Annotated in this window: 22 protein-coding genes; 16 read left to right on the top strand and 6 right to left on the bottom strand. The window is 47.7% G+C overall.

The annotated features are described in order from the left end of the window. Positions 1-580: 580 nt before the first annotated feature. The 3 genes from HHL17_RS15155 to HHL17_RS15145 form a co-directional block, all read right to left on the bottom strand. Complete coding sequence (locus tag HHL17_RS15155; RefSeq protein ID WP_169225532.1) at positions 581-1,492, bottom strand: haloalkane dehalogenase; 912 nt, start codon at positions 1,490-1,492, stop codon at positions 581-583. 61 nt (positions 1,493-1,553) lie between these two features. Next, complete coding sequence (locus tag HHL17_RS15150; protein WP_169225531.1) at positions 1,554-2,141, bottom strand: Crp/Fnr family transcriptional regulator; 588 nt, start codon at positions 2,139-2,141, stop codon at positions 1,554-1,556. A gap of 70 nt (positions 2,142-2,211) precedes the next feature. Beyond that, positions 2,212-3,714 carry a Gfo/Idh/MocA family oxidoreductase gene (locus HHL17_RS15145; protein ID WP_169225530.1) on the bottom strand — a complete coding sequence of 501 codons (1,503 nt, stop codon included), beginning with the start codon at positions 3,712-3,714 and terminating at the stop codon, positions 2,212-2,214. A 243-nt stretch (positions 3,715-3,957) separates the two neighbouring features. On the opposite strand from HHL17_RS15145, the gene HHL17_RS15140 reads away from it, so the two are divergent. Beyond that, a complete protein-coding gene (locus HHL17_RS15140; RefSeq protein WP_169225529.1) occupies positions 3,958-4,524 on the top strand; it encodes a Crp/Fnr family transcriptional regulator in 567 nt (188 codons plus the stop codon). Positions 4,525-4,612: 88 nt separating this feature from the next. Then, positions 4,613-5,395, top strand: coding sequence for a type 1 glutamine amidotransferase domain-containing protein (locus HHL17_RS15135; RefSeq protein ID WP_169225528.1), 783 nt, complete (start codon positions 4,613-4,615; stop codon positions 5,393-5,395). A gap of 56 nt (positions 5,396-5,451) precedes the next feature. On the opposite strand, the gene HHL17_RS15130 is transcribed toward HHL17_RS15135, so the two are convergent. Next, positions 5,452-6,099, bottom strand: a complete 648-nt coding sequence (locus HHL17_RS15130) for a class I SAM-dependent methyltransferase (protein ID WP_169225527.1) — start codon at positions 6,097-6,099, stop codon at positions 5,452-5,454. A 427-nt stretch (positions 6,100-6,526) separates the two neighbouring features. Between HHL17_RS15130 and HHL17_RS15125 the strand changes: the two genes are divergently transcribed. Then, entirely contained in the window at positions 6,527-7,294 is a 768-nt protein-coding gene (locus HHL17_RS15125) for an alpha/beta hydrolase (RefSeq protein ID WP_169225526.1), read from the top strand. Positions 7,295-7,324: 30 nt separating this feature from the next. Here the strand turns inward: HHL17_RS15125 and HHL17_RS15120 are convergent, their stop codons facing one another. Beyond that, the gene (locus tag HHL17_RS15120; RefSeq protein WP_169225525.1) at positions 7,325-7,747 is read right to left on the bottom strand and encodes a pyridoxamine 5'-phosphate oxidase family protein; all 423 of its coding nucleotides are present in this window, start codon (positions 7,745-7,747) and stop codon (positions 7,325-7,327) included. A gap of 441 nt (positions 7,748-8,188) precedes the next feature. Between HHL17_RS15120 and HHL17_RS15115 the strand changes: the two genes are divergently transcribed. The 4 genes from HHL17_RS15115 to HHL17_RS15100 all read left to right on the top strand — a co-directional run bounded on the left by HHL17_RS15115 (position 8,189) and on the right by HHL17_RS15100 (position 10,801). Then, a complete protein-coding gene (locus tag HHL17_RS15115; RefSeq protein WP_169225524.1) occupies positions 8,189-9,133 on the top strand; it encodes a hypothetical protein in 945 nt (314 codons plus the stop codon). Between the two features lie 12 nt (positions 9,134-9,145). Further along, positions 9,146-9,940 carry a helix-turn-helix domain-containing protein gene (locus HHL17_RS15110; protein WP_240975318.1) on the top strand — a complete coding sequence of 265 codons (795 nt, stop codon included), beginning with the start codon at positions 9,146-9,148 and terminating at the stop codon, positions 9,938-9,940. A gap of 82 nt (positions 9,941-10,022) precedes the next feature. Then, complete coding sequence (locus HHL17_RS15105; RefSeq protein ID WP_169225523.1) at positions 10,023-10,442, top strand: DoxX protein; 420 nt, start codon at positions 10,023-10,025, stop codon at positions 10,440-10,442. Positions 10,443-10,444: 2 nt separating this feature from the next. After that, complete coding sequence (locus HHL17_RS15100; protein ID WP_169225522.1) at positions 10,445-10,801, top strand: cupin domain-containing protein; 357 nt, start codon at positions 10,445-10,447, stop codon at positions 10,799-10,801. Positions 10,802-10,845: 44 nt separating this feature from the next. Here HHL17_RS15100 and HHL17_RS15095 read toward each other — a convergent pair whose 3' ends face one another. Beyond that, the gene (locus HHL17_RS15095) at positions 10,846-11,097 is read right to left on the bottom strand and encodes a hypothetical protein (protein WP_169225521.1); all 252 of its coding nucleotides are present in this window, start codon (positions 11,095-11,097) and stop codon (positions 10,846-10,848) included. Between the two features lie 247 nt (positions 11,098-11,344). Between HHL17_RS15095 and HHL17_RS15090 the strand changes: the two genes are divergently transcribed. The 9 genes from HHL17_RS15090 to HHL17_RS15050 all read left to right on the top strand — a co-directional run bounded on the left by HHL17_RS15090 (position 11,345) and on the right by HHL17_RS15050 (position 22,020). Beyond that, positions 11,345-12,553, top strand: coding sequence for an acyltransferase family protein (locus tag HHL17_RS15090; RefSeq protein WP_169225520.1), 1,209 nt, complete (start codon positions 11,345-11,347; stop codon positions 12,551-12,553). A gap of 86 nt (positions 12,554-12,639) precedes the next feature. After that, complete coding sequence (locus HHL17_RS15085; protein WP_169225519.1) at positions 12,640-13,398, top strand: polysaccharide biosynthesis/export family protein; 759 nt, start codon at positions 12,640-12,642, stop codon at positions 13,396-13,398. Positions 13,399-13,410: 12 nt separating this feature from the next. Further along, on the top strand, positions 13,411-15,771 hold the full coding sequence (locus HHL17_RS15080; protein ID WP_169225518.1) for a GumC family protein: 2,361 nt from the start codon (positions 13,411-13,413) through the stop codon (positions 15,769-15,771). Continuing rightward, the gene (locus HHL17_RS15075) at positions 15,764-17,113 is read left to right on the top strand and encodes a flippase (protein ID WP_169225517.1); all 1,350 of its coding nucleotides are present in this window, start codon (positions 15,764-15,766) and stop codon (positions 17,111-17,113) included. Before HHL17_RS15080 ends, HHL17_RS15075 begins: the two co-directional genes overlap by 8 nt. Next, positions 17,106-17,813, top strand: a complete 708-nt coding sequence (locus tag HHL17_RS15070) for an FkbM family methyltransferase (RefSeq protein ID WP_169225516.1) — start codon at positions 17,106-17,108, stop codon at positions 17,811-17,813. The genes HHL17_RS15075 and HHL17_RS15070 overlap by 8 nt, the downstream gene beginning before the upstream one ends. After that, positions 17,804-18,751 (top strand): glycosyltransferase family A protein, encoded by a 948-nt coding sequence (locus HHL17_RS15065; RefSeq protein ID WP_169225515.1) that lies wholly within the window; start codon positions 17,804-17,806, stop codon positions 18,749-18,751. The genes HHL17_RS15070 and HHL17_RS15065 overlap by 10 nt, the downstream gene beginning before the upstream one ends. A 2-nt stretch (positions 18,752-18,753) precedes the next feature. Further along, on the top strand, positions 18,754-20,175 hold the full coding sequence (locus HHL17_RS15060; protein WP_169225514.1) for a hypothetical protein: 1,422 nt from the start codon (positions 18,754-18,756) through the stop codon (positions 20,173-20,175). Positions 20,176-20,180: 5 nt separating this feature from the next. Beyond that, positions 20,181-21,296, top strand: a complete 1,116-nt coding sequence (locus tag HHL17_RS15055; protein WP_169225513.1) for a glycosyltransferase family 4 protein — start codon at positions 20,181-20,183, stop codon at positions 21,294-21,296. Beyond that, positions 21,280-22,020 carry an FkbM family methyltransferase gene (locus HHL17_RS15050; protein WP_169225512.1) on the top strand — a complete coding sequence of 247 codons (741 nt, stop codon included), beginning with the start codon at positions 21,280-21,282 and terminating at the stop codon, positions 22,018-22,020. The genes HHL17_RS15055 and HHL17_RS15050 overlap by 17 nt, the downstream gene beginning before the upstream one ends. Positions 22,021-22,031 lie beyond the last annotated feature (11 nt).

Genomic DNA, 22,031 nt, shown 5'->3' with positions numbered 1-22,031 from the left:
GAAGTCCTCTTTTTGCTACCAAACAACAATATAGCGCCTATCCAAATCCTTTTCCTATCGTTGTAATTTTCGAAGGTATCTGAGATATGGCCGGCTTTTTTTTGGATTTTATGGTGAATAAATATTTTTTAAAACCAAAGGGTAAAAATAATCACTTTTGCCCTATTTTCTAACAGTGAAGCATATATTTATCCTGTAAAATGTTAGCCGCCCATTCATTTTTAATGGCTGACTTATAGGATATCTAGATAACTATGAAGTTGTGCCGACTTCGCAAAAACGCTTTACAGGATTGCATTACACCCCACTTTATTCCATTTTTCTTTTTGTCTCGTTCACCCACTCTTTCTCCTTCAATTTGGGTTTGACATGATCAACAGGATCAAACCTGGTCAGCAGTAAAAACGATAGCTCAACTGGCTACTGCAATGAAAAGGTTTTCCCAATACACATGATAATATTTTACATATAACATTTCCCTATTTGCATCACGACACTGCGTGCGGTCGAATTTAGTCCCTCCAAACAAAAAAGCTCGTGGTGATACGAGCTTTTTTGTTTGGGTAAAGCATCACTTCCTCTACCGGCGCAACTTCTTTACAAATGCAGCAATAGCTTCGCCAATTTCTATGGGGCTGTCTTCCTGTAAAAAATGTTTCCCCTTTACTGTTATCGCTGTTTGATTGGGCCATGTACCGCAAAACGCCCGAACACTGTCATTCTCCACGGCGCCGGGGTTGCCATGAATCCAGAGTTTGGGAACAGGGCTTTGTTGAAGCCATTTTCCATAGTCCGTCACTACTTCCGCTACCTCTTTGGGTTCGCCGTCCAGGGCAATCTGTCGTGGAAATGATAAGGTGGGGCGGCGGTCTTCCCCTTCGTTAAGATAAGGCCGCAGGTACTCCGCCATCTCGGCATCACTGAGTTCCCTGCAAATCCCTGCCGGCAATACTTTTTCAACGAATACATTGTTCTTCAAAACCAGTTCTTCGCCAGCGGGAGAACGCAATGCCCGGAATACATCACGCATTTTAGGTTCAAATTCGTCCCATTTAAAAGGGACCGCCAATGCTTCCATGTGAACGATACCCTGCACACGGGAGCGGTGTTGATTGGCCCAGTCGAAGCCCAATACAGAACCCCAGTCATGAAGTACCAGCAACACGTTTTTGTCCAGTTTCAGTTCTTCCCAAAGCGCAAAAAGAAAACTGCGTTGCTCTAAATAAGTATATCGTCCGGGTCCGGAATCGGGGAGCTTTTCCGAGTCACCCATGCCAATCAGATCGCAGGCAATAAGGCGGCCAAGTCCTCGGCAGAAAGGCATTATATTCCGCCAGAGATAGGATGAGGTGGGGTTGCCGTGCTGAAATACGATCGGGTCGCCCTCTCCTTCGTCTATATAAGCCATCCGGCGACCTTTTATGTCAATAAACTTTTTTTCAGCAAAAGGCTTTTCGCCGAAAACAGGCTGTACGTTTGCTTTGTGTTCCATATGCTGTATGATTTAATACAACAAAGCAACGATCATATCATACCTCAAAAAATAAGGTACATTAAGATTTTTTACGGAACATATTTGCTTTCATCTGGCTAAAAAACTCCGGGGTAACACCGATATACGAGGCTATATACTTTTGTGGGATACGGTTTTCAAGATCAGGATAAGCTTGTGTAAACAGTTCATATCTGCCTTCCGCGGGTTGCGAAAGGTTGGCACTGATCCTGTTTTGATGAAAAACAAAAGCGTTTTGAAACAGTATCCTGAAAAATCGTTCGAATTTTGGCGCCTGCTGAAATAACACGTCTAAATCGTCTTTGCCGATTTGTAACAGGGTGGTGGATTCCAGCGCTTCGAGGTTATTGACGCTCTGCTGTCCGGACAAAAAGCTGTACAGATCACCGCTGCACCACCAATCTTCCGGCGCGAACATCAACACATGTTCCTTTCCGCTTTGGTCAATGGTATAGGTCCGCAGGCAACCGTTGAGCACAAAGAATTGCTGTCTTGCCACGTCCCCTTCTTTCAATAAAAATTCCTTCCTTTTAATGGTTTTAGCCACCGCCAGGGATAAAAAAATTTCGGTCTCTTCCCTGGTCGGCTCAATGTGCCGCCGCAGGTTCTTTATAACAGCTTCGTACATTTTCTATTCTTGAAATTTCGTTGTTATTGAACAGCCTGATAAGATCTCCAAAAGATTCAATATCGTGGCATTATACCAAAGCACTAGAACTGCCGTTTTTGCAATAACGTTCTGATGGCTGAGGGTTATCCATTTCAAAACTGTAGCAAGCCCTTTGTTTATTAATATGAGCGCAATAAATTCCACTCATTATCTTCACAGGAATAACATGGTCTTCAATTTGAGAAGAAATTTCGCCTTTCTGTTTTCTACCCGTTAAATAATCAATAAACTCTTCTACTACTTTAAATTTAACCCATTCCATTGTTATGGCAGCACCACCTTCCCCAGCATGATTTCCAGCCAGATCTGAATATTTATACACTTTCGGTTGAATTTCACCGTCAGCCACCAATGGGTTGCGAAATACATATATATCAAAATGGTTTTTCCCTCCCAAATGCTCTTCAATGCCCCTGTTTTTATCATGTTTATCATATGCCTGATAAGCATGTATCTGAATACTTTGAAACGGGCCTTGCTGGATATGGTAACTTTCATGTTTAATCCGTCCATTCCCTTTGTACAAATCTTCACCCGGCCTAACCCATGTTCTTCCGGCAAATCCATTATGGACCAGGTTTACATTGAAATTAGCGACCACCTCTCCATATTTCTTTAGCGCAATAATGGATGAAATGTCAATCTCTCCAAAGTTTTGGCATATTTCCCGCAGCTGTTGCTCTGACCAGGGGTTGACTTGATTATATTCCTCGCCAAAAACGGACTGGTAGTCATTTTCATTCAACTGTGTAAAAAAACCATTGGGTTTTAGGAAAGAACTGATCACCTCCATTTCATCTGCCACTTTACCCGGCAACGCAGAGGCTTTGTAAAACTGGTAAATGGTATCAAAAATATGATACCCGCTATGAGAAGCCTTCCCATACCCGAAGCAGTAGGGATGGTATTTCTGCGAGATAATTTCATTAGGCAATCGCCATTGTCCATCACTGTGATACGCCTGAATAAAACTTACCGGGCAATTTGTCCTCAAGGCAACTTCATGGATCTGGTCCTTCACAAACTGAAACCCTTTATGAAAACGCCGATGGGAGTTAATCATAAAAACAGTTTCTGTTCTTCTTTGAAGATCATTATATGCATCCAGCAGTTCAAAGTAATCATGCAGGATCCCTTGGGCATTATCTATATTGCTTGTGACATCTATTCTCGTTGTTATGGGTTTGTCCATCAGAACATTGAGATCATTGGCTAAAGCCCATTCGGCGTAAGCTTTATGTACAAGCGGCTCAGTAGCAATAATTACCCCTTTCACCTGGTGTTCCAAAATAAATGTTGAAAGCCTGGATTTCAATTCCGGCGGCAACTCATTGGCAAAAGGTTGAATTAACCATAATTCCGTTTCCAAATCCCCTATAGCGTTACGTACGATGGAGGCTTCGCTTTCCAAATCAATTACTAAAGCCAGCTTCGCCTGTTTCATGTTACGTAATGCCGGAAGATATATACGTCTGGCGTGAGGACCACATCCAATTAAAATCACATTAACTTTATCGTCTTTCTTTTTCATGATAGATTAATATTCAGGGCAGGTTTGGTTATTACTGAGGTGTGAGGATGATACTATTTAGTTAGTCTATACAATTATAGGAGCGGTTTATCAATAGCAGGTTCAATTCTTTTTAATCATAATAGGGTGTCAATTTTATGTGTGCATAGGTTTTTCATTAATTGGCATATTAAAATAGTGATTTATTTGGAAAGCCCAATAAAAATAAATTGTTATACTTTCGCCACCATACCGCCACACAAAATGAGTCAACTTTTAAGACAACACATCGAAAAAATCACACCACTCACCGACAGTGAGTTTACATACATCCTATCCCACTTCACCCCCAAAAAATATAAAAAACATCAATTCCTGGTCCAGGAAGATGCTCCTGTTCCCAACGACTTCTTCGTTACCAAAGGTCTTTTAAAAGCGTCCTATACAAACCTCAACGACGGCAAAGAACATATCCTGCAATTTGCCTGGGAGGATTGGTGGATCACGGACTACCAGGCATATTTCAACGAAACAGCTTCCAGTTTAACAATTGACTGCATCGAAGATGTAGAAGTCCTTTGTTTATCCCTGCACAACAGGGAGAAAATATGTGCGGAGCTGCATAAAATCGAGCATTTTTTCAGAAGAAAATCGAATGCCGGTTATGTTGCCTTACAAAGACGGATTTTATCTTTATTGAACAGTTCAGCAGAAGAACGATATCATCAACTGCTCGTCACCTACCCTCAACTTTTCCAGCGGGTACCGAAGACATTAATTGCCGCTTACTTAGGTGTTTCAAGGGAAACGCTGAGCCGGTTTTCCAAATAATGTGATCTACCTCACACTAAACTTGTGACATAGTTCCTGTGCTGTCATGGCGTTTTTGAGGAGTTTTGCCTTGTCAAATCAAATATGTATGAAGAAGGCAATCTTATCAATAGCAGTTGGACTAATGACTATTACCGCTGCTATCTGCAACCCGGCAGCAGCACAAACTAAACAACAAGCAAAGCATATGGAAAAGAAAATCCTGTTTGTGGTGACCAGCCACGACAAAAAAGGCAATACGGGCCAACCTACCGGTTACTATCTTGCAGAAGTGGCACACCCCTGGGAAGTGCTCCACAATGCCGGCTACGAAATTGATTTTGTAAGTCCACAGGGCGGTAAAGCCCCTGTTGATGGTTTCAACCTCGAAGACCCCATCAACAAAAAATTCTGGGACAACGCTACCTATCAGCAAAAGGTGACACATACGATGAAGCCGTCAGCAGTAGACGCTTCAAAATACGCCGCTATTTTCTATGCCGGTGGGCATGGCGCCATGTGGGATTTTGCGGACAACACTGAACTTGCCGGCATCGCTGTAAAGATATACGAAGCGGGTGGTGTGGTAAGCGCTGTTTGCCACGGCCCGGCAGGCCTCGTGAATATCCGGTTAAGCAACGGCCAATACCTGGTAGACGGGAAGAAGGTGAATGCATTCACCAATGAAGAGGAAGCGGCGGTAAAGCTTGACAACGTGGTCCCCTTTCTGCTGGAAGCTACATTAATTGCACGCGGGGGCATCTTTGAAAAGTCAGGGCTCTGGCAAAAACATGTTGTCACCGACCAAAGGCTCGTTACAGGCCAGAATCCCGCTTCCGCACAGGCTGTAGGGGAAGCAACACTGACGGCACTTCAGGGTATGGGCAAATAGGACACATATTAACCTAAAAAAGCCTTACAACGCTTTGTTGTAAGGCTTTGCTATCGTTATTTAGCAGCTTCTAATGCCACTGCATTGTTAAACCTCGTTTTCTCTTCTACCAGCCGGAACATTCCGTCGGCCGCATCATTAAATGTACAGCGGCGTACCTTCCTGAAACCAGCTTTTTGCAACTGATGGGCCAGCGAGATATGGTCCCACATATAGAGATGTTCCTTGTTGCCGAATGCGGATTGTACCAGCTGTCGGATGCCGCGCTGCCGCTGGTGTCGTCCCAGCAGGGTCTCTTCCATGAACTTCACGTTGGCTTCCCGGTCTTCCACGTGCAGGTTGTCTATATATTTCCGTGCCGCCGTTTCCAGGTCGGGCAATACACAGCGGAAATGACCACCGGGCTTTAGTATATGATAGGTATTACGGATGGCCGTAAGACAATCCTGATACGACAGATGTTCCAGCACATGCGAACAATAGACACCGTCACAGGAGTTCTCCCCTATGCCGGGCAATCCCGTAATAATATCCCCCTGGAGCACATCGGGGTGAAAAGCCACATGCATCCTCTTTTTCAGCAGAGACCCAATCAAAGGCAACTGCTGCAGCCGCAACGTCGGTGAGGCATCAAAATTCATCCAGCCCGGGGGCGCAGAAAAAGGGCCGCTGCCATATTGGACATATAATTTTCCTCGTTCCATAATCACGCTTGCATATTTTAATTGTAATGGGGTATCAGATACTTACAGAGAAAAATAACACGGGATAAATACATTTTGTTGGGCTGTACCCTAACAGCCGGCCAGTGATATACGCTTCCGACCGCTACCAAGTCGACATGATTAAAAAACAACTATACATTTGATTATCTGCTACATATAGATTTCACACAATACAATCTGACAGTTCTAAACAACCCGGATAGATTTACTTTGCATTCAAATGGATATTTTATAGTTTTGCGCCGGTTCTATCAATTGCCTGTGTAATCAGGCAACATCCCTGTAAATACTGCTCACGCCTAAAGCATCCATGCTATTTTATGCTAACTCTGCCAATGTGGATGGAGAATCCATGTTTTAATAATTCAATTTTTTCAATAATATTTTAAACGGCAACGTTAATAACATGCCTATCGGGCAAGAAGTGAAGATTTTTATGGCGCAAAGTGTGAAAGTGATTCTTTTTGTTTTATTCATATGCTGCAGTCTCCCTGGGTTTTCTCACCCCCCGGCGGATAGCGCTAAAGAGGAAAAAACCATCTATCTATTTAGCGGCCTTGGCGCTGACTCAAGTATATTCAGAAACCTGGACCTTCCGGGCTATCATAAAGTGTACATCAACTGGGTACCGTCATCACGGGACGAATCCATTACCCAGTATGCTGCCAGGATACGAAGCCAGATCACGGTAGAAAACCCGTATATAATCGGGGTTTCTTTTGGCGGCATTGTTGCCGTGGAAGTATCCAAACTCATCAACGTAAAAAAAATGGTGTTGATCTCCTCTGCAAGAACGAAGGATGAGTTAAGCAAATTTCAATTCTTTTTCATGAGGCTGGGCCTTTACCGGCTCATCCCCCGTGTGTTGTTAAAGCGCATGAACTTCCTCACCTACAGCTATTTTGGCGCCCGCACCAAAATGGACAAGAACGCTTTAAAGCAGCTATTACAGGGCACGGATATTTATTTTTTCCGGTGGGCGCTCAAAGGTATCTCCCATTGGGAAAACAAACAACCTCCCGAGCACACCGTCCAGATACACGGCACGGCCGACAGGGTGATTGCCAGCAGGCTCGTACATCCTGATTACCGGATAAAAGGCGGCGGACATCTCATGGTGTTTAACAGGGCGGACACGATCAGCAGTATCATTATGAATTACTTTCGGGAGTAATGCTGGCCCCTTATATAGCTGCGCGCTATACTATTTCCAGTCCCATTCATGGACCGGGTTATGCTGGTCTTTAAAATCACTGTAACGGACCCAGTGCGGCGTAATAGCGAAATGTACCAACCCCTTCCAGGTGGCCGTACGTTCACGGCCTTCGGGGAAAACGCCATAATACACTTCTTTCAACGGGTCCGGTTCACCCGGTGGCAGCAACCTGGCTGTTCCTTCCAGTTGAACAGACACCTCATTATCCCATCCAATGACCAGCGCCACCCGGGGATCTGACATAAGATTGGCGTATTTACGGGAGCTGTCAACCGTGTCAAAAATGATTTCCATGTCATTGGAAACGGCAATGCCGACCACCGCAGACTGTGGCGCCCCGACACTATTGATGCTGGCAACAACTGCCAATGACTGTGACTGCAGATAAGCACAAAGATCTTTTCTTGTCATACCGCGCGGACATTTAATCATCCGTATGACTAATGTAGGTGAAAGTCAGGGGGTGACAAAATAAGCCATCCTGCGGCATATAAAACTTATCAAACAATACATTACTTCAGGAAAACAGCCTTTACAACGGTGACGGTTATATGTTTTTGTTTATGGCTGATTAGTCAGTTAGCGTCACACTTTTGTTTATCTTCAAAATGGTACGTACGACGTCCGCTTCGGCTGGTAAAAATAAGCGCCTTACAACATAACGTTGTAAGGCGCTTTAGTTACTGCTCTCCCCGCAGCGCCTGCCCCCGTCAACCTGCTATAGCACAGGCGTCAGAAAATGAAAATAAAATCCGACATTTATGCCGCCGGAGTAATACAAAGCCTCCCCCTGCCAACTGCTTGGGTCCTTTTTCTCCCGCCTTCATCATTTCCGATAGTAAACGATCACACATGAAAACACTCCTGTCGCTTTGCCTGCTATTGTGTATTGCCGTTGGCGCCCGTTCCCAGTACAAGCTGGACAGCGTTATCCGCAATACCAAAACAGCCCGGCACATACGTATCCCCGGGACCCATCTGTATATCATTCCACCGGCACACTACGACATCGCCAAAAACTTCATCGGGTTACATCACAAAGAAAGAGGCATGATCAACGTATATGACCTGCCGGGAGGGAACTTCTACACCAATGCTGCCTCCTTCAGCAAGGAAGCTTTTATCGAAAAAGGCGCTACGGTGTATAATTACCAGGAGCTGAAGATAGACGGCTACCCGGCTAAGTTTGTGGCCGCTCAGGGCGCTCCAACACATGTTACCCTGGGACTTGTTTTCGGAGATACCACTTTCTCCACTTCGGTGATGGCAGTATATCCCACCGGCAATGAGGCCGCCGGTAAAGAAATGCTGGCCAGTCTCCGTACTATCTGGTACGACCCGCAGCAGAAGATAGATCCCTTTGAAACAGCCAATTTCACGATCGATACCACCAATACGCCTTTCCGCTTCTTTAAGTACGCTGCCAGCCTCTACATCTATACCGTCAATGGGATGGACACCAAGGAAGATCCTGACGGACCGTTTGTCATGGTGGCCCAGTTCCCCAACGACAACACCGCCAAACCGAAAGAAATCGCCGCCCTCATGGTAGGCAAATTCCGGGAGTATGGCCTCACCGATCCGGAAACCAAAGAGGAAATCAATGACCGTATCAATAACAATGAAGCCTATCAGCTGGAAATACAGGGGCAGCTGAAAAACAAACCGGTGACCGCCTATTGTTGTGTAGTGGTGAAAGGAGATCAGGCCATCGTACTGCAGGCCCTCAGCAAAAAAGGCGACACACGCGACCTCCAATACTTTAAGCAACTGGCTTCTTCCATACAGGTAAAATAGTATCTTCCATTTATGTCGATGATTACCATCACCACACTTGAACCGTCCGCTCTTCCGGACAAACCACGCCGCGTGATGCGGTATGTGCTGCTGTATTGCCATACCGGCTCACTGGTCATCTCCGTCGATCACCGTGACTTTACCCTTGGCGCCGGCGATGTTATCACCATCACCTCCGGTCAGATACACCATGTCCGGGAAAACAACCAGGCCACCGGGTACCTGCTGGAATTTACCCTTGACTTCTTCTGTAAGGATGATAACGATATAGAGCTGATTTTCCACAACGGCCTTTTCTGTCATTTTGCGATGAATGAGGTGATACCCGTCGGCCATGGCGTAGCGGACATGCAGCTGGCGCTCATACAGGAGGAAGTAGCGCAACAGCCTTATCAGTACCTGATCTCTGTCCACAGCCGCATCACGCTGATACTGGTGGCCATCAACAGGGCCAAGGTGCAGCGTGGCGATGAAATATGGAGACCCGACGCCCTGTTCCTCAAATTCCTCGAAGCCGTGAGGAACAATTTTGAGCACAACTATCCCCTCAAGGAGCTGGCTTCCCTGCTGGGCACCACAGAAGCCAAACTCAACGAACTGGCCCGCCTGCATGCCGGCAAAACAGCCCAGAACGTGATTTACGGCCTCATTACCTCGGAAGCCAAGCGGCTGCTGACCTATGGCGATCTTTCCGTCAAAGAGGTGGCTTATAAACTGGGCTTCAATGATCCTTTCTATTTCTCCAATTTCTTTAAAAAACAGGCCCAATTATCTCCCAAACAGTATAAAGAACAATACGCCCTGTAAATATTACATGTTTTTTGCAGGATTCTCTATTTTCTAGCCCCTCCTGAAATGCCAACTTTGTACTGTCAAAAACAAACAGTACATGAAATCATATCAGGACATCGCCGCCTTGCTGTTAAGGCTCTCGCTGGGAACCGGGTTCCTTTCCGCCGTAGCCAGCAGGCTGGGGCTCTGGGGCAGCCGTTCTTCCGGCTGGCAAAACTTTCTGCAATATACCGCGCAGGTCAATTCCTTTGCGCCCGCCCGTATCATACCGGTGATTGCGGTCATCGCCACCATACTGGAAGCCACCCTCGGCCTCCTGCTGCTGGCAGGATTTAAAACCCAGCTCGCGGCCGGTACTGCCATGGTGCTAACATTATTCTTTGGCGCAGCCATGGCCTATTCCTTCGGACTGAAAGAACCACTGGACTACTCCGTATTCGCTTTCAGCGCCGGCGCCTTTATGCTGGCCACGCTCTCCAACTATCGCTGGAGCATTGATCAATTATTAAATTCCTAATTATGCATACAGATATTAACCACTACATTACCCGCAGCACCCAGCAGGACTGGCAGCCACTTGTTGAAAAAGGCATACACTATAAAGGCATCTTTGTGAAGTCATTGCGATACGACGAAGACAGCCAGCGTTCAAAAACCATCTTGCTGAAATTTGAACCAGGCGCCACCTATCCTTATCACAATCATCCTGCCGGCGAAGAAATTTTCGTCTTAAGCGGAGAAGCGGTACTCGAACACGCCACCCTGTCAGCCGGCGATTACCTGTACACACCGCCCGGATTCAAACACTCGGTTAGCAGTCCTATCGGATGCATGCTTTTATTTGTTATTCCCGAAGAAGTAGAGATATTGGGTTAACCATTACCATCATGCCCTGGCGACAGACGCCGGGGCATTTTTATTTATGACCTGTTGTTCACCGCCTCAAAAGCAGCTTTTGTATAGGGTGGTTCCATTTTAAAACAATATACATGTACTACCTGTTCTTCACCTGAAGAGAGGTCGTACAGCGTCATGGCATAAGTACCTTTCTCATCTGACCAGTCATACTGTAGGACTTGCCGGAGTAATGTTTCCACTTCCAGCGTAGAGTTGCAAACAGCGGTATAGAGCATTGTTTGTTCGGGTCCTCTGAAGTCGATCCTGTATGTCATGTTCGCCTATTGGAAGTCCAGATCTATAATTTTCAGATCTATAATTTTTTTTCTAAATTGCACAGATTGCTACACTAAAGATACTGAATCTTTCCTTACGGCATACTTTGCTTATTCATTTTGTTCACGCTCCCCGATCCTGGTTATTTTATTCATTGCTGCTACGCATCACTATTGCGTCCGTTTTCTTATTAACTTCCGTATCACAGGAAACCCGATTTGTTTAACCTCTTAACCATGCTGTTTTATGGAGAAGAAGCGTCTCCCCGTTGTCCCGACCTATTTTCACAGCCTGGACGCATTCAGGGGCATCGCGGCTGTAATCGTCGTCCTCTATCATTGGCAAGTGTTTTTTTACCCAAACGATGTATACGCGCCTGGTGGTGAGCAAAACACATCCCTGCCGCTTTATTCGGTTTTATCTATCTTCTATACCAATGGAATGGTGTCGGTAGATATTTTTTTTCAACTCTCCGGCTTTATTTTCTTCTGGTTGTATGCTGATTCCGTTGCCAGTGGCAAAACAGATTTCAGGAAGTTCTGGATATACCGCATATCCAGGCTGTATCCGCTCCATCTTGTAACATTAGTGGCTGTGGCCATTTTACAGGCATTGATGCTGCAGCGGGTAGGGCATTATCTTGTAATGCCTTATAATGACGCTTATCACTTTTTATTGAATCTTTTTTTTATACAGAGTTGGGGGTTTGAAGCAGGATCGAATTTTAATTCACCCTCCTGGTCTGTATCTGTGGAGATGTTTCTCTACATACTCTTTTTTATACTCTGTAAGCTGAAATGGCATACCAATAAAGCATTGCTGTTGTTGTTTATCCCCGCCGGCGCGCTGATGCAACACTATGGTATGCTCGTCGGGAAAGGGGTGTTTTCCTTCTTTCTGGGTGCGTTGTTATATTATGTCTACTGTTATATACTGCAACGTAAAAACATCCGGGCATACTTCCGTGTTATTACCACTGTCACCATCGTTCTCTGGACGGCGGTCATCATATCTTACTATATCTATCCTTTCCTCCAACTGGCATGGATGAATAATATTGGTAGATTTCGCCCTGGTCTCAGCCCAGCGCAGTCTGCTGACGCATACGGCACAGTGAGGAATCTGCTGTTCAGAGTCACGGTAGCACCCTGCAGCATATTGTTTTTGGTGTTGCTGGAAACGGTAAAGAAACCGTTTCATCACCGCTGGTCTATTCTCGGCAACTGCAGCTATGCGATTTACCTGCTGCATTTCCCGTTGCAGATGGCATTGGTGCTGGTCATGTATCAATTGCATGTAGACCGCAGCCTGCTGCTCTCCCCATGGACAATGATCGCCTTTATCGGCACGGTTATTCTCCTGAGTCTGATCGTTTACTATTATTTTGAACAGCCGGTACAGGACAAAATCAGACAGGTAACGCTTTCCCGGCGGAAAGGCATACTGGCATCCTGAAATTTATTAGTGTCACAGTGAAAAGCACTGAACACCCCTTATATGGAGATAAATCCCCTATTTCTCATTTAACATCAGGACCCCGTATGCAGTCATTTCGTATGATACTGCTGATGCTATCTCTTTGGATGGCAGGATGCACCAGCAGCAAGAAAATAACTTACTTCAACGACATAGCTGCCACTACCGGCCATGCCTCCATGGCACGGTTCCCACAGCTAAGAATCCAATCGGGAGATGTCTTACAGATCATCGTCAGCACCCCGGACAAAGATGTCACCCAACTCCTCAATCCCAATCTCACCGGCTTTTCCAGCCCGTCGGGAACCGGCATAGATCAGGGATACCTCGTAGACAGCGCCGGATATATCCGGATGCCCATCGCCGGCAGGTTGTTTGTCAGAAATAAAACCACCGCGATGATCGATGAGCAGGTGACGACCGAACTATCGAAGACCCTGAAAAACGTGTATGTCTCCACACGCATGGTCAGTTTCAGAATCTCGGTACTCGGAGATGTGGCACACCCCGGCTCTTTCAGGGTGGGCACCGAAAGGACCTCCATCCTCGATGCGCTCAGCATGGCAGGAGACATGAACACCACTGCTGACAGGAAAGATGTAATGGTCATCCGTGAAATAGACGGCGTGAGATATTACACTTCATTAAACCTGAAAGACAGCAAAACAATGGCCTCACCGTACTATTATCTGGCCAATAACGACGTAGTGTACATCAAACCCGGTTCGGGCAAGCAGTTCCCTACATCGAAACTGGTACAGCTGCTACCTGTCATACTCAGCGCCATTTCGCTGGCAACTACTATCGTTCTTCTTAGCAAATGAAAACCAAGTACCATGGCATCGCTCAAAGCACCCCACCATCGGCAGACCGCCATCGACATCGGCGATCTGTTCCGGAAAATGCTCTTCCATTGGCCATTATACCTGATAGCTATCCTGCTGGCTGGCGCAGCGGGATGGGCTTATCTCCGGTACACCCCGCCCTCCTATATGTCGTCGGCACGCCTGTACCTGAAAGATGAAAAGAAAAGCAACGGCGAAGAAGCAGATGTACTGAAATCCCTCTCCCTGCTGGGAAGCGGTAAAAACATGGAAAACGAAATGGAATTGCTGCACTCCCCTATTCTGTTGCAACGGGTCATCAGCAGCAATCACTTCAACGTCCGATACTTTGCCCCGCATCATCTTCGGGACAAAGAATGGTATCCAAAATCACCCATCGTCATACAGATACTGAGCGACAGCTGCCACACCGGCAACTACACCTTTGAGGTATCACGCGTACAGCAGCACTTCGACGTGAAAGCCCGCGCCGGTAAAGACAAACGCTCTACCCATTTTACCATCACGCCCAATACTCCTTTTTCAATTGGGAAAGATACCTTCTCCCTGCAAGCCGGTCCACTGCCATTTTCCGAATCAACCCCCTGCCGCATTGAGGTGGATTCAGCCATAGAACTGGCTTACAAATCAGTGGATGATATCACCACCGCGCTCGTTAACCGCGACGCCACCGTGATCGCCATCACCTACAAAGACCCCTTAGCGCGGCGGAGCGCCGACTTCCTCAATGCCCTGCTGGATGAATATAACGACTATACCCTCAGTGATAAAAATAAAGCCGGTGTAAAAACCATCCAGTTCCTCAATGGCCGCATAGACTCCCTGAAAGAAGAACTGGGCTTGCTGGAACGTACGGAAGAACTATTTAAGGTACAACGCGGCATCACCGATATCGACGCCAGTTCCAAGCTGGCACTGGAACAGGTAAAAGATGCAGACATCAAACTCAACGAAGCCAACCTGCAACTGGCCGTGATGGACCAGGTGGAAGAATATATCAACACCCCCGATAACCGCACCCCCTTCACGCCAGTCACCGGCAATGTGGACCCCGCCCTGTCGGGTATGATCAACCGCTATGAAGAAGCCCTGCGCGAACAACGAAAACTGTCGCTCGCCGTACAGCCTTCCAGTTTCCTGATGCAAAACCTTGACACACAGGTAAACGCCGCACGGGGCACCATCCGCGATTACATCAGCGGCTACCGCCGCAACGCAAACGTTGCACAACATGCTACCCAGCAGAAGGTAAACACCATAGAGGGCAAAATAGCCAATATCCCCTCTTACTCCCGGGAATATGTCAATATCAAAAGGCAACAAAGCGTGAAGGAAAACCTCTACCTCTATCTGCTGAAAAAAAAGGAGGAAGCCGCCGTTACCAAGGCCAGCAACGTGATCGACAATAAAGTGATTGCACCGGCCTTTGTACCCGAAGACCCTGTAACACCCAAAAAACCGATGGTCTTCGTCAGCTTCATGGTACTCGCAGCGATCGCCGTCAGCATTTATGTTTATGTTAAATACTTCCTCAATCCCCGCATACTCGCCCGAAATGAAATTGAGCAGGTATTTAATCTGCCGGTGATCGCTGAAATCTTCCAGTATACAGAAGGTGTACATGATTTCTCTCTTAAAATCCACTCCATACTTACGGAGCAGATTTTTAACCTCCGCACCAATCTCCGCTTCCTGCTGGCAGATCATAAAGGACCAGCCACCGTGATGCTCACCTCCAGTATTTCCGGAGAAGGCAAAACCTTCCTGTCGGCCCACCTCGCCAATTCCCTCACCGTGAATAACAAGAAGGTAGTGCTGCTGGAGATGGACCTGCGCAAACCCAAGCTGTCCGCTTTCTTCGGCATAGACCACAAAACCGGTATCACCAATTATCTCCTGGGCACTAAAACCATGGAAGAGATCATCCGGGAAGTGCCGGACACCAATCTGTGGCTCGTTTCCGCAGGACCGATACCACCTAATCCGATCGAGCTGATAGAAAGTCCCCGTATGGCTTATTTGCTGGCAGAGCTAAAAAACAGGTTTGACTATATCATCATAGATACATCCCCGGTAGGCATTGTGTCAGATGCGAAAAGCATTGCATCCTATGTGGACTGCACCCTGTTTGCCGTCCGGTACAACTTTACCCACAAAGCAAAACTGCTGGCCGTAGAAGAAAGCCTGAAAGAACCCGTTTTCAAAAAGAAAGGGCTCATATTCAACGGCATTGTACAAGACTCTTTTTATCCTTACTACTATTACGGCAGGTATTCCTATAACCAAGGAGGAAAAAACCATAAGAGTAACTGGACCACCATCTTCAAAAAAACAGGAAAACGAATTGCGTAAAGTATTTGAAAACAGCAGCTGGCTGCTGATCGACAAAATCAGTAAGCTCTTCCCGGGCATACTGGTGCTGGCCCTGATGGCCAGGCACCTCGGCCCCCGTGTGTTTGGCATATGGAACTATACCATCGCTTTCAGCGCCATCATGACCAGCATCGCCGTACTGGGAATGGACAAACTGGTGATAAAAGAACTGATGGCTTCCGAAGAAGACCAGTCACGCATTGTCAGCACCATCGCTTTTATGCGGCTAACAGCGGCACTGGCTTGTATGCTCTTCAGTACCTTCCTGGTTCACCTGATAAACCCCGGGCCGGTATATCTGCTGTGTATCATCTTCTCCTCTTTTACTGTATTGCTGCAGTCCTTTGATGTGATGGATGGCTTTTATCAGGTCAACAACAGCCTGAAAACCGTAATCGTTCCCAAGGTGACGGTATTCCTGCTTTTCTGCGCCATCAAATGTGTTGCTATCTTCTGCAATGCGTCATTGCCGGCCTTCCTCTGGATCACGCTATTGGAGCTGGTCACCACTTATGTGTGGATACTGGGAAAATACAGCCTGCAATTCAGTCCTCCGTCGCTGCGACTGGTGAGCCTGCGTATGGCGGGGCGGCTGCTGGGCAACAGCTGGGTGCTCATTATGGCGAACCTGGTGGTGGTGCTGTTCATGAAGGTGGACAACATATTGCTGAACATACTGGCCACGCCGGAAGAACTGGGCAATTATGTAGTAGCGGTGCGTATTTCCGAATTGTGGTATGCCCTCCCTACCGTTGTGTCCACAGCGATGCTGCCCATGCTGTTCCGTAAAAAAGAAGAAGACCAGTCCGCTTACCTGCAAACGCTGGGCAGATGGCTGCGTATCTCCTGCTTCATCAGCCTGTCGCTTGCTATCGTCATCAGTCTTTCGGCCGGCATGCTGATACAACTGTTGTACGGCTCCGCTTATGCTACCGCAGCAAGCATCCTTCGCATCCATATCTGGTCCGCCATACCGGTATTCCTGATGATGGTAGTGGTGCAATATCTTTTTGTGGAAGGGAAATTCAAACTATACCTGTATAGCAATGTAGCCGGCCTGATCCTGAACGTCGCCATCAACCTATTGATGATACCGCACAACGGCGGCAAAGGCGCTGCCATCGCCACCGTAGCAGCCTACTTCAGTGTATACCTGGTGATGGTGGCGCTGGACAGAAGCGGTCAGGCCTTGTTCCTCGCCCGGGAAATGATTCATCCCGTAAGGATATATACCGATATAGCAGACATTAGTCATATCCTGCGCAAATCGTGGAACAACTATTTGTTTACAGGGTCCCACAAATCAATTCCCCATGAGTAAGGTAAAAAATATGACCAAGAAGCTCCTGGCGGCCTTGTTTCCGCGTATCCGGTACGGGGTGATGGCCTACAGTTCAGAAGGAGAAGATCTTATCCTCAGGCGCATCTTTGGCAAAAAACATAAGGGCGTATATGTAGATGTAGGCGCCCACCATCCTTTCCGTTTTTCCAATACCTACCTGTTTTACAGAAAAAACTGGCGGGGTATCAATATAGATCCACAGCCCGGCATGCAGGCGCTGTTCAATAAATACCGGCCTGGTGACACTAACCTGGAAATGGGCGTTTCCGGCGTACCGCAGGAGTTGACTTACGCCATTTTCAATGAACCGGCACTCAATACCTTTTCTGCTGAAAGGGTACTGGAATATACCCAGAAACCGGACTATCAGGTTATTGACCGGAAGACGGTAAAAACTGCGCCACTGGCGGACATTCTGGATCGTTACCTCTCTGCAGGTACACCGATCGATTTTATTACCATCGATGTAGAAGGCATGGACCTCGAAGTGCTCCGCTCCAACAACTGGGACAAATACCGACCGTCTTATGTGCTCGTGGAATCACAGCCGTATGACATAGAAAAGGAAGACAGTGAAGTGTTCAGTTTCATGCGGGAAATGGGCTATAGCATCTTCGCCAAAACCTGCTACACCTATTTTTTCAAAAACAACCGGTTAAAAGGCAATGAATGGCTATGATGCACACCCCTGTTTTGATATTGATATTTAACCGGCCCGACAAGGTGCAGCAGCTGATGGACCACCTGCGCAGGCAACGGCCGTCGCAGCTGTACATCGCAGCTGACGGGCCCCGTGCAGACCGGCCCGGCGAAGCCCTGCAGTGCCAGGCAACGCGGCAGACCGCTATATCTGCTATCGACTGGCCCTGTGATGTAAAGACACTTTTTCGCTCACATAACCTTGGTTGCGGCAAGGCTGTGAGCAGCGCTATCGACTGGTTTTTTGAACATAATCCGGAAGGTATTATACTGGAAGATGATTGCCTGCCTGACCCTACTTTTTTTGCTTTCTGCACTGCCATGTTACAGCACTACCGTAACGATGCTTCGGTGATGCATATCAACGGCAGCAATTTTCAATTTGGCCAGCGTCGGGGAACGGCCTCCTATTACTACTCCCGCTTTGCCCACGTATGGGGCTGGGCGTCCTGGCGACGGGCATGGCAGCAGTATGACTTTACGCTGCAACGTTATCAGGGACTGTCCTCCGAAGGACTTAGCACCATGCTGAAACACGATATGAAAGCCGTTTGTAATCAGAAATTGGACACCTGGGACGTACAATGGTTCCTCTGCGTTTGGTTCAACCGAGGCTGGACGATCACCCCTAATGTATGTCTCGTGCGGAACACCGGTTACGGTAACGCCTCTACGCACACGTTACGCGAACCCCGGTGGTTTAAGAAAATAAACTACGGGCAGCTGCCGGTCATCACACATCCGGTGGAGCGCCACCTCGACGAAGCAGCCGATCAGCACGCCGCCTCGGTGATGTATTCACCGAGCCGCTGGTATACCACCATGCGCAGGGTCATCAAGGGTAGCCCCACCCTCTTCCGGCTCTACCAGCGGCTGATGATCAAAACAAAATATCAAAATATCAAAATAAATAAATAACGATGGACTCCGTTTATCTGGACCTAAGAAGCAGTAACCTCTTCGTGGAAATCTTCAAGGAATGTATGCCCTTGCTGATCGCCACCTGGTTGCTCGTTACCTATAACCGGAAGCGCATCAACATCCTTGACTTGCTGTTGTATGCTTTTGCCTCCGAAGCGTATACGTTGATGGCGATCGGTCCCACTTTCAATGCATCTTTTTTTGTTGCCCTGTACCTTACCATCAATCAGATCCATCAGGTATTCACCGGCCATTTGCGTATCAAGCCGGAATACCTCCTATTATTGTCGCTGCCGCTGATCTCCCATATGCTGGTGATGATGGTGGCTCAACTGTATAAAAATCCCTTATCCATTGAAGGAAGTATTGCCGGCTACTATTTCCGGCCGGTCTATTTCTATTTAAAAACTTACCTGCCCTGGTTGGCCATCGGCTCCCGCATACTGCAGGAGCGGGACACCTTTTCTTTTGAAGGAATGCTGCGCACTATGAAAAAGATTGCGCTGTATTCTTCTGCCATTGGTGTGATACAACTGATTGTACAGGTGGTGTTAAAGAATGATACTTTAGGCGAACTGCTGGGGCTACAGCAACGGTATATGGTAGAACAGATCAATGGCCCTATGGGTGTAAGGATACAGGCATTATTTGCAGAACCTAAAATCTACTGCGCTTTTATGTCTCTCACTATTCCCGCCTTTTTACGCGACCGTGAATACAAATCCGCCGCCTGGGTTTTTTTGATGGCCGTACAAACTGCCTCCCAGACATTCTGGATCAATATGTTCGCGGCAGCTATTGTATTTGTTTTAGTGAAACGCATACAGCTTGTACGTTTTAAGGCACTGGCCAGCCTGGGTGTGATCATCTGCGTTTTTCTCTGTATAGCCAGCGCCAAAGATATCCTGATGCAATACTTTCTGAGGAACCGGAACGAACTCATCTCCCGTGTACTGCTGGAAAGGTCCCTCAGCCGGTATAATACCCTGTACTGGCAGCAGGACAACCAAGTACTGGGTATTCCCCTGCAACGGGACATGGAACTGCCTGTTGTGAACTTTCTAAAAGATCATCCCTATCTGCTGTGGACAGGCTATGGCCCGGGCAACAGTCCTTTTATCCCCGGCCATTATTTCTCCGGACTGATGCAGTATATGCAGCACCTGGAGGGTGTGGGCGGCCATAACCTGAACATGCGGTGGTTTTATATCCTTGCTGAGTTCGGGCTTCCGGCCCTTGTATTTTTCTTTTGGTTGCTGACGAGAAACGACAGGCGCCTGCCCTTCTTCCAGCGCAATTATCTCGCCTATGTGGTGGTATGCTTTTTTTTCAGCCAGATAGATTTGTTCCTTCTGATCATGGCCATGTTGTGTCAGCCCGTGCCGGAAAAGGAACGGGTACGTCTGCCTTTATTAACGTGAAGACAATGAAAATATACCTGGACAATATCGTTTTTTCTATTCAACAGGCCGGTGGCGTTTCCGCTTACTGGCACGAGTTGCTGAAGGGCGTTTGTCACAGTGGATTGCCGGTGTATATGCTGAATGCCAATAAAGCGTCTGCCAATGTATTCGAACGGCAGATAGCTTATCAGCATTGGCCTTGTATCCGGGAGAGCATCCTGCCGCGGGGCTTGTTACGTTACCTGCCACTCCGGTACCGGCTTCCGCCCGGCGCCGTTTTTCACGGCGGTTACCTGCGGGTATCGCCACAAAAAGATGTGCTGAACATCCTCACCGTGCATGATTTCGCACATGAGCGGAAGCTATCCAGTCCGTTTCCCCGCGGGCTTGTCAACATCCGGCAGAAAGCTTACGGCATCCGTAAAGCAGATGGCATCATTTGTATTTCCGACAGTACGCGGCAGGAGCTGCTGCATTTTTATCCGCAGACAGATCCCGCTAAAATCACGGTCATACATCATGGTATCAGCGATGATTTTTTCCCACATGTACTGTCCTCTCCTCCGGGGCTGTCGGCGCAGCTTACGCTGCGGCCTTTTGTGCTATACGTGGGGGGCCGTAACCACTACAAAAATTTCGGCGCCGCCGTAGACACGCTGGCATTGCTCCCACAGGAGTACCAGCTGGTGACCATCGGCGGAGGCCCGCTCAACAAAGCCGAGGCCGGACTGTTGCAACAGCGGATACCGGGCCGGCACCAGCAGGTAGTCGTAGCCAGTAACCAGGAGCTGAACTACCTGTACAACAGGGCTTTCTGTTTGCTATACCCCTCTATCTACGAGGGTTTCGGATTTCCTCCGGGAGAAGCCATGAAAGCGGGGTGCCCGGTAGTAGGCTGCAACCGGACTTCTGTGCCTGAAGTAGTGGGCGACGCAGGACTGCTAACCGTCACACCGCATGCCGAAGCATTTGCTGCCAGCATCCGCCTGCTGGAGTCTGACCCGTTCCGGCAACAGATCATTCAGAAAGGTTATCAGCGGGCCAGCCTGTTTTCATGGAAAAAAACCGTCGCAGAAACTATCCGTTTTTATCACCATTGCTGGAACCATAAATTTTCAGAACATGAATATCCTGTTTAAAATGGCGGATGCCGCCAGAGTCATGATCCGGTCGGGAAGGGGGCCCGGAGCCTTCCTTCAGGGAGGCGCATCCATTGCCTCTACACAGCTGGTCCATAATTGCAGCCACTATATCCGGTCGCTGCATACCATACTGGACGTAGGCGCCAATAAAGGGCAGTTTGCCCTGGCTGTTGCTCATCGTTACCCCCAGGCCCGCATCTATTCCTTTGAACCGGTGCCGGAAACCTTCAGCCAGTTGCAGCAACATACCAAAAAATTACCCACTATCCGGACGTTCAACTTTGCGCTGGGCAGCATCGACGGAGCGCTGGAATTTTACAGCAACGCGTATTCCCACGCCAGCTCCGCCTTACAGGTGTCTGATCAACAAATACAACTGCAACCACAAACTGCGCACACCCACAGAATAGTGGTCCCCGTAAAACAACTCGACCAACTGCCGGACCTGCCGCTGAGAAGCCCTACCCTGCTGAAGCTCGACGTGCAGGGCTTCGAACAGGAAGTGCTGCGTGGCGCCACTGCCACCCTCCGGCAGATAGACTATCTGTTGTTTGAAACCTCTTTCATCCCCATGTATAACGGAGAACCCCTTTTTGATGAAATGCATCATTTTGTAAAATCGCTCGGCTTTGACTTTATAGCACCAGTTGGATTCCTTCAGTCAGACAACCTTCAGATCCTGCAGATGGACCTGTTGTACCAAAGGCAAAATGATCGATGAAAACTCCCGTA

The sequence above is a fragment of the Chitinophaga fulva genome (genome assembly GCF_012927205.1).
Classification (GTDB): domain Bacteria; phylum Bacteroidota; class Bacteroidia; order Chitinophagales; family Chitinophagaceae; genus Chitinophaga; species Chitinophaga fulva.
The sequence above is the reverse complement of the archived record's forward strand: the minus strand, read 5'-3'. Positions and strand labels throughout refer to the sequence as shown.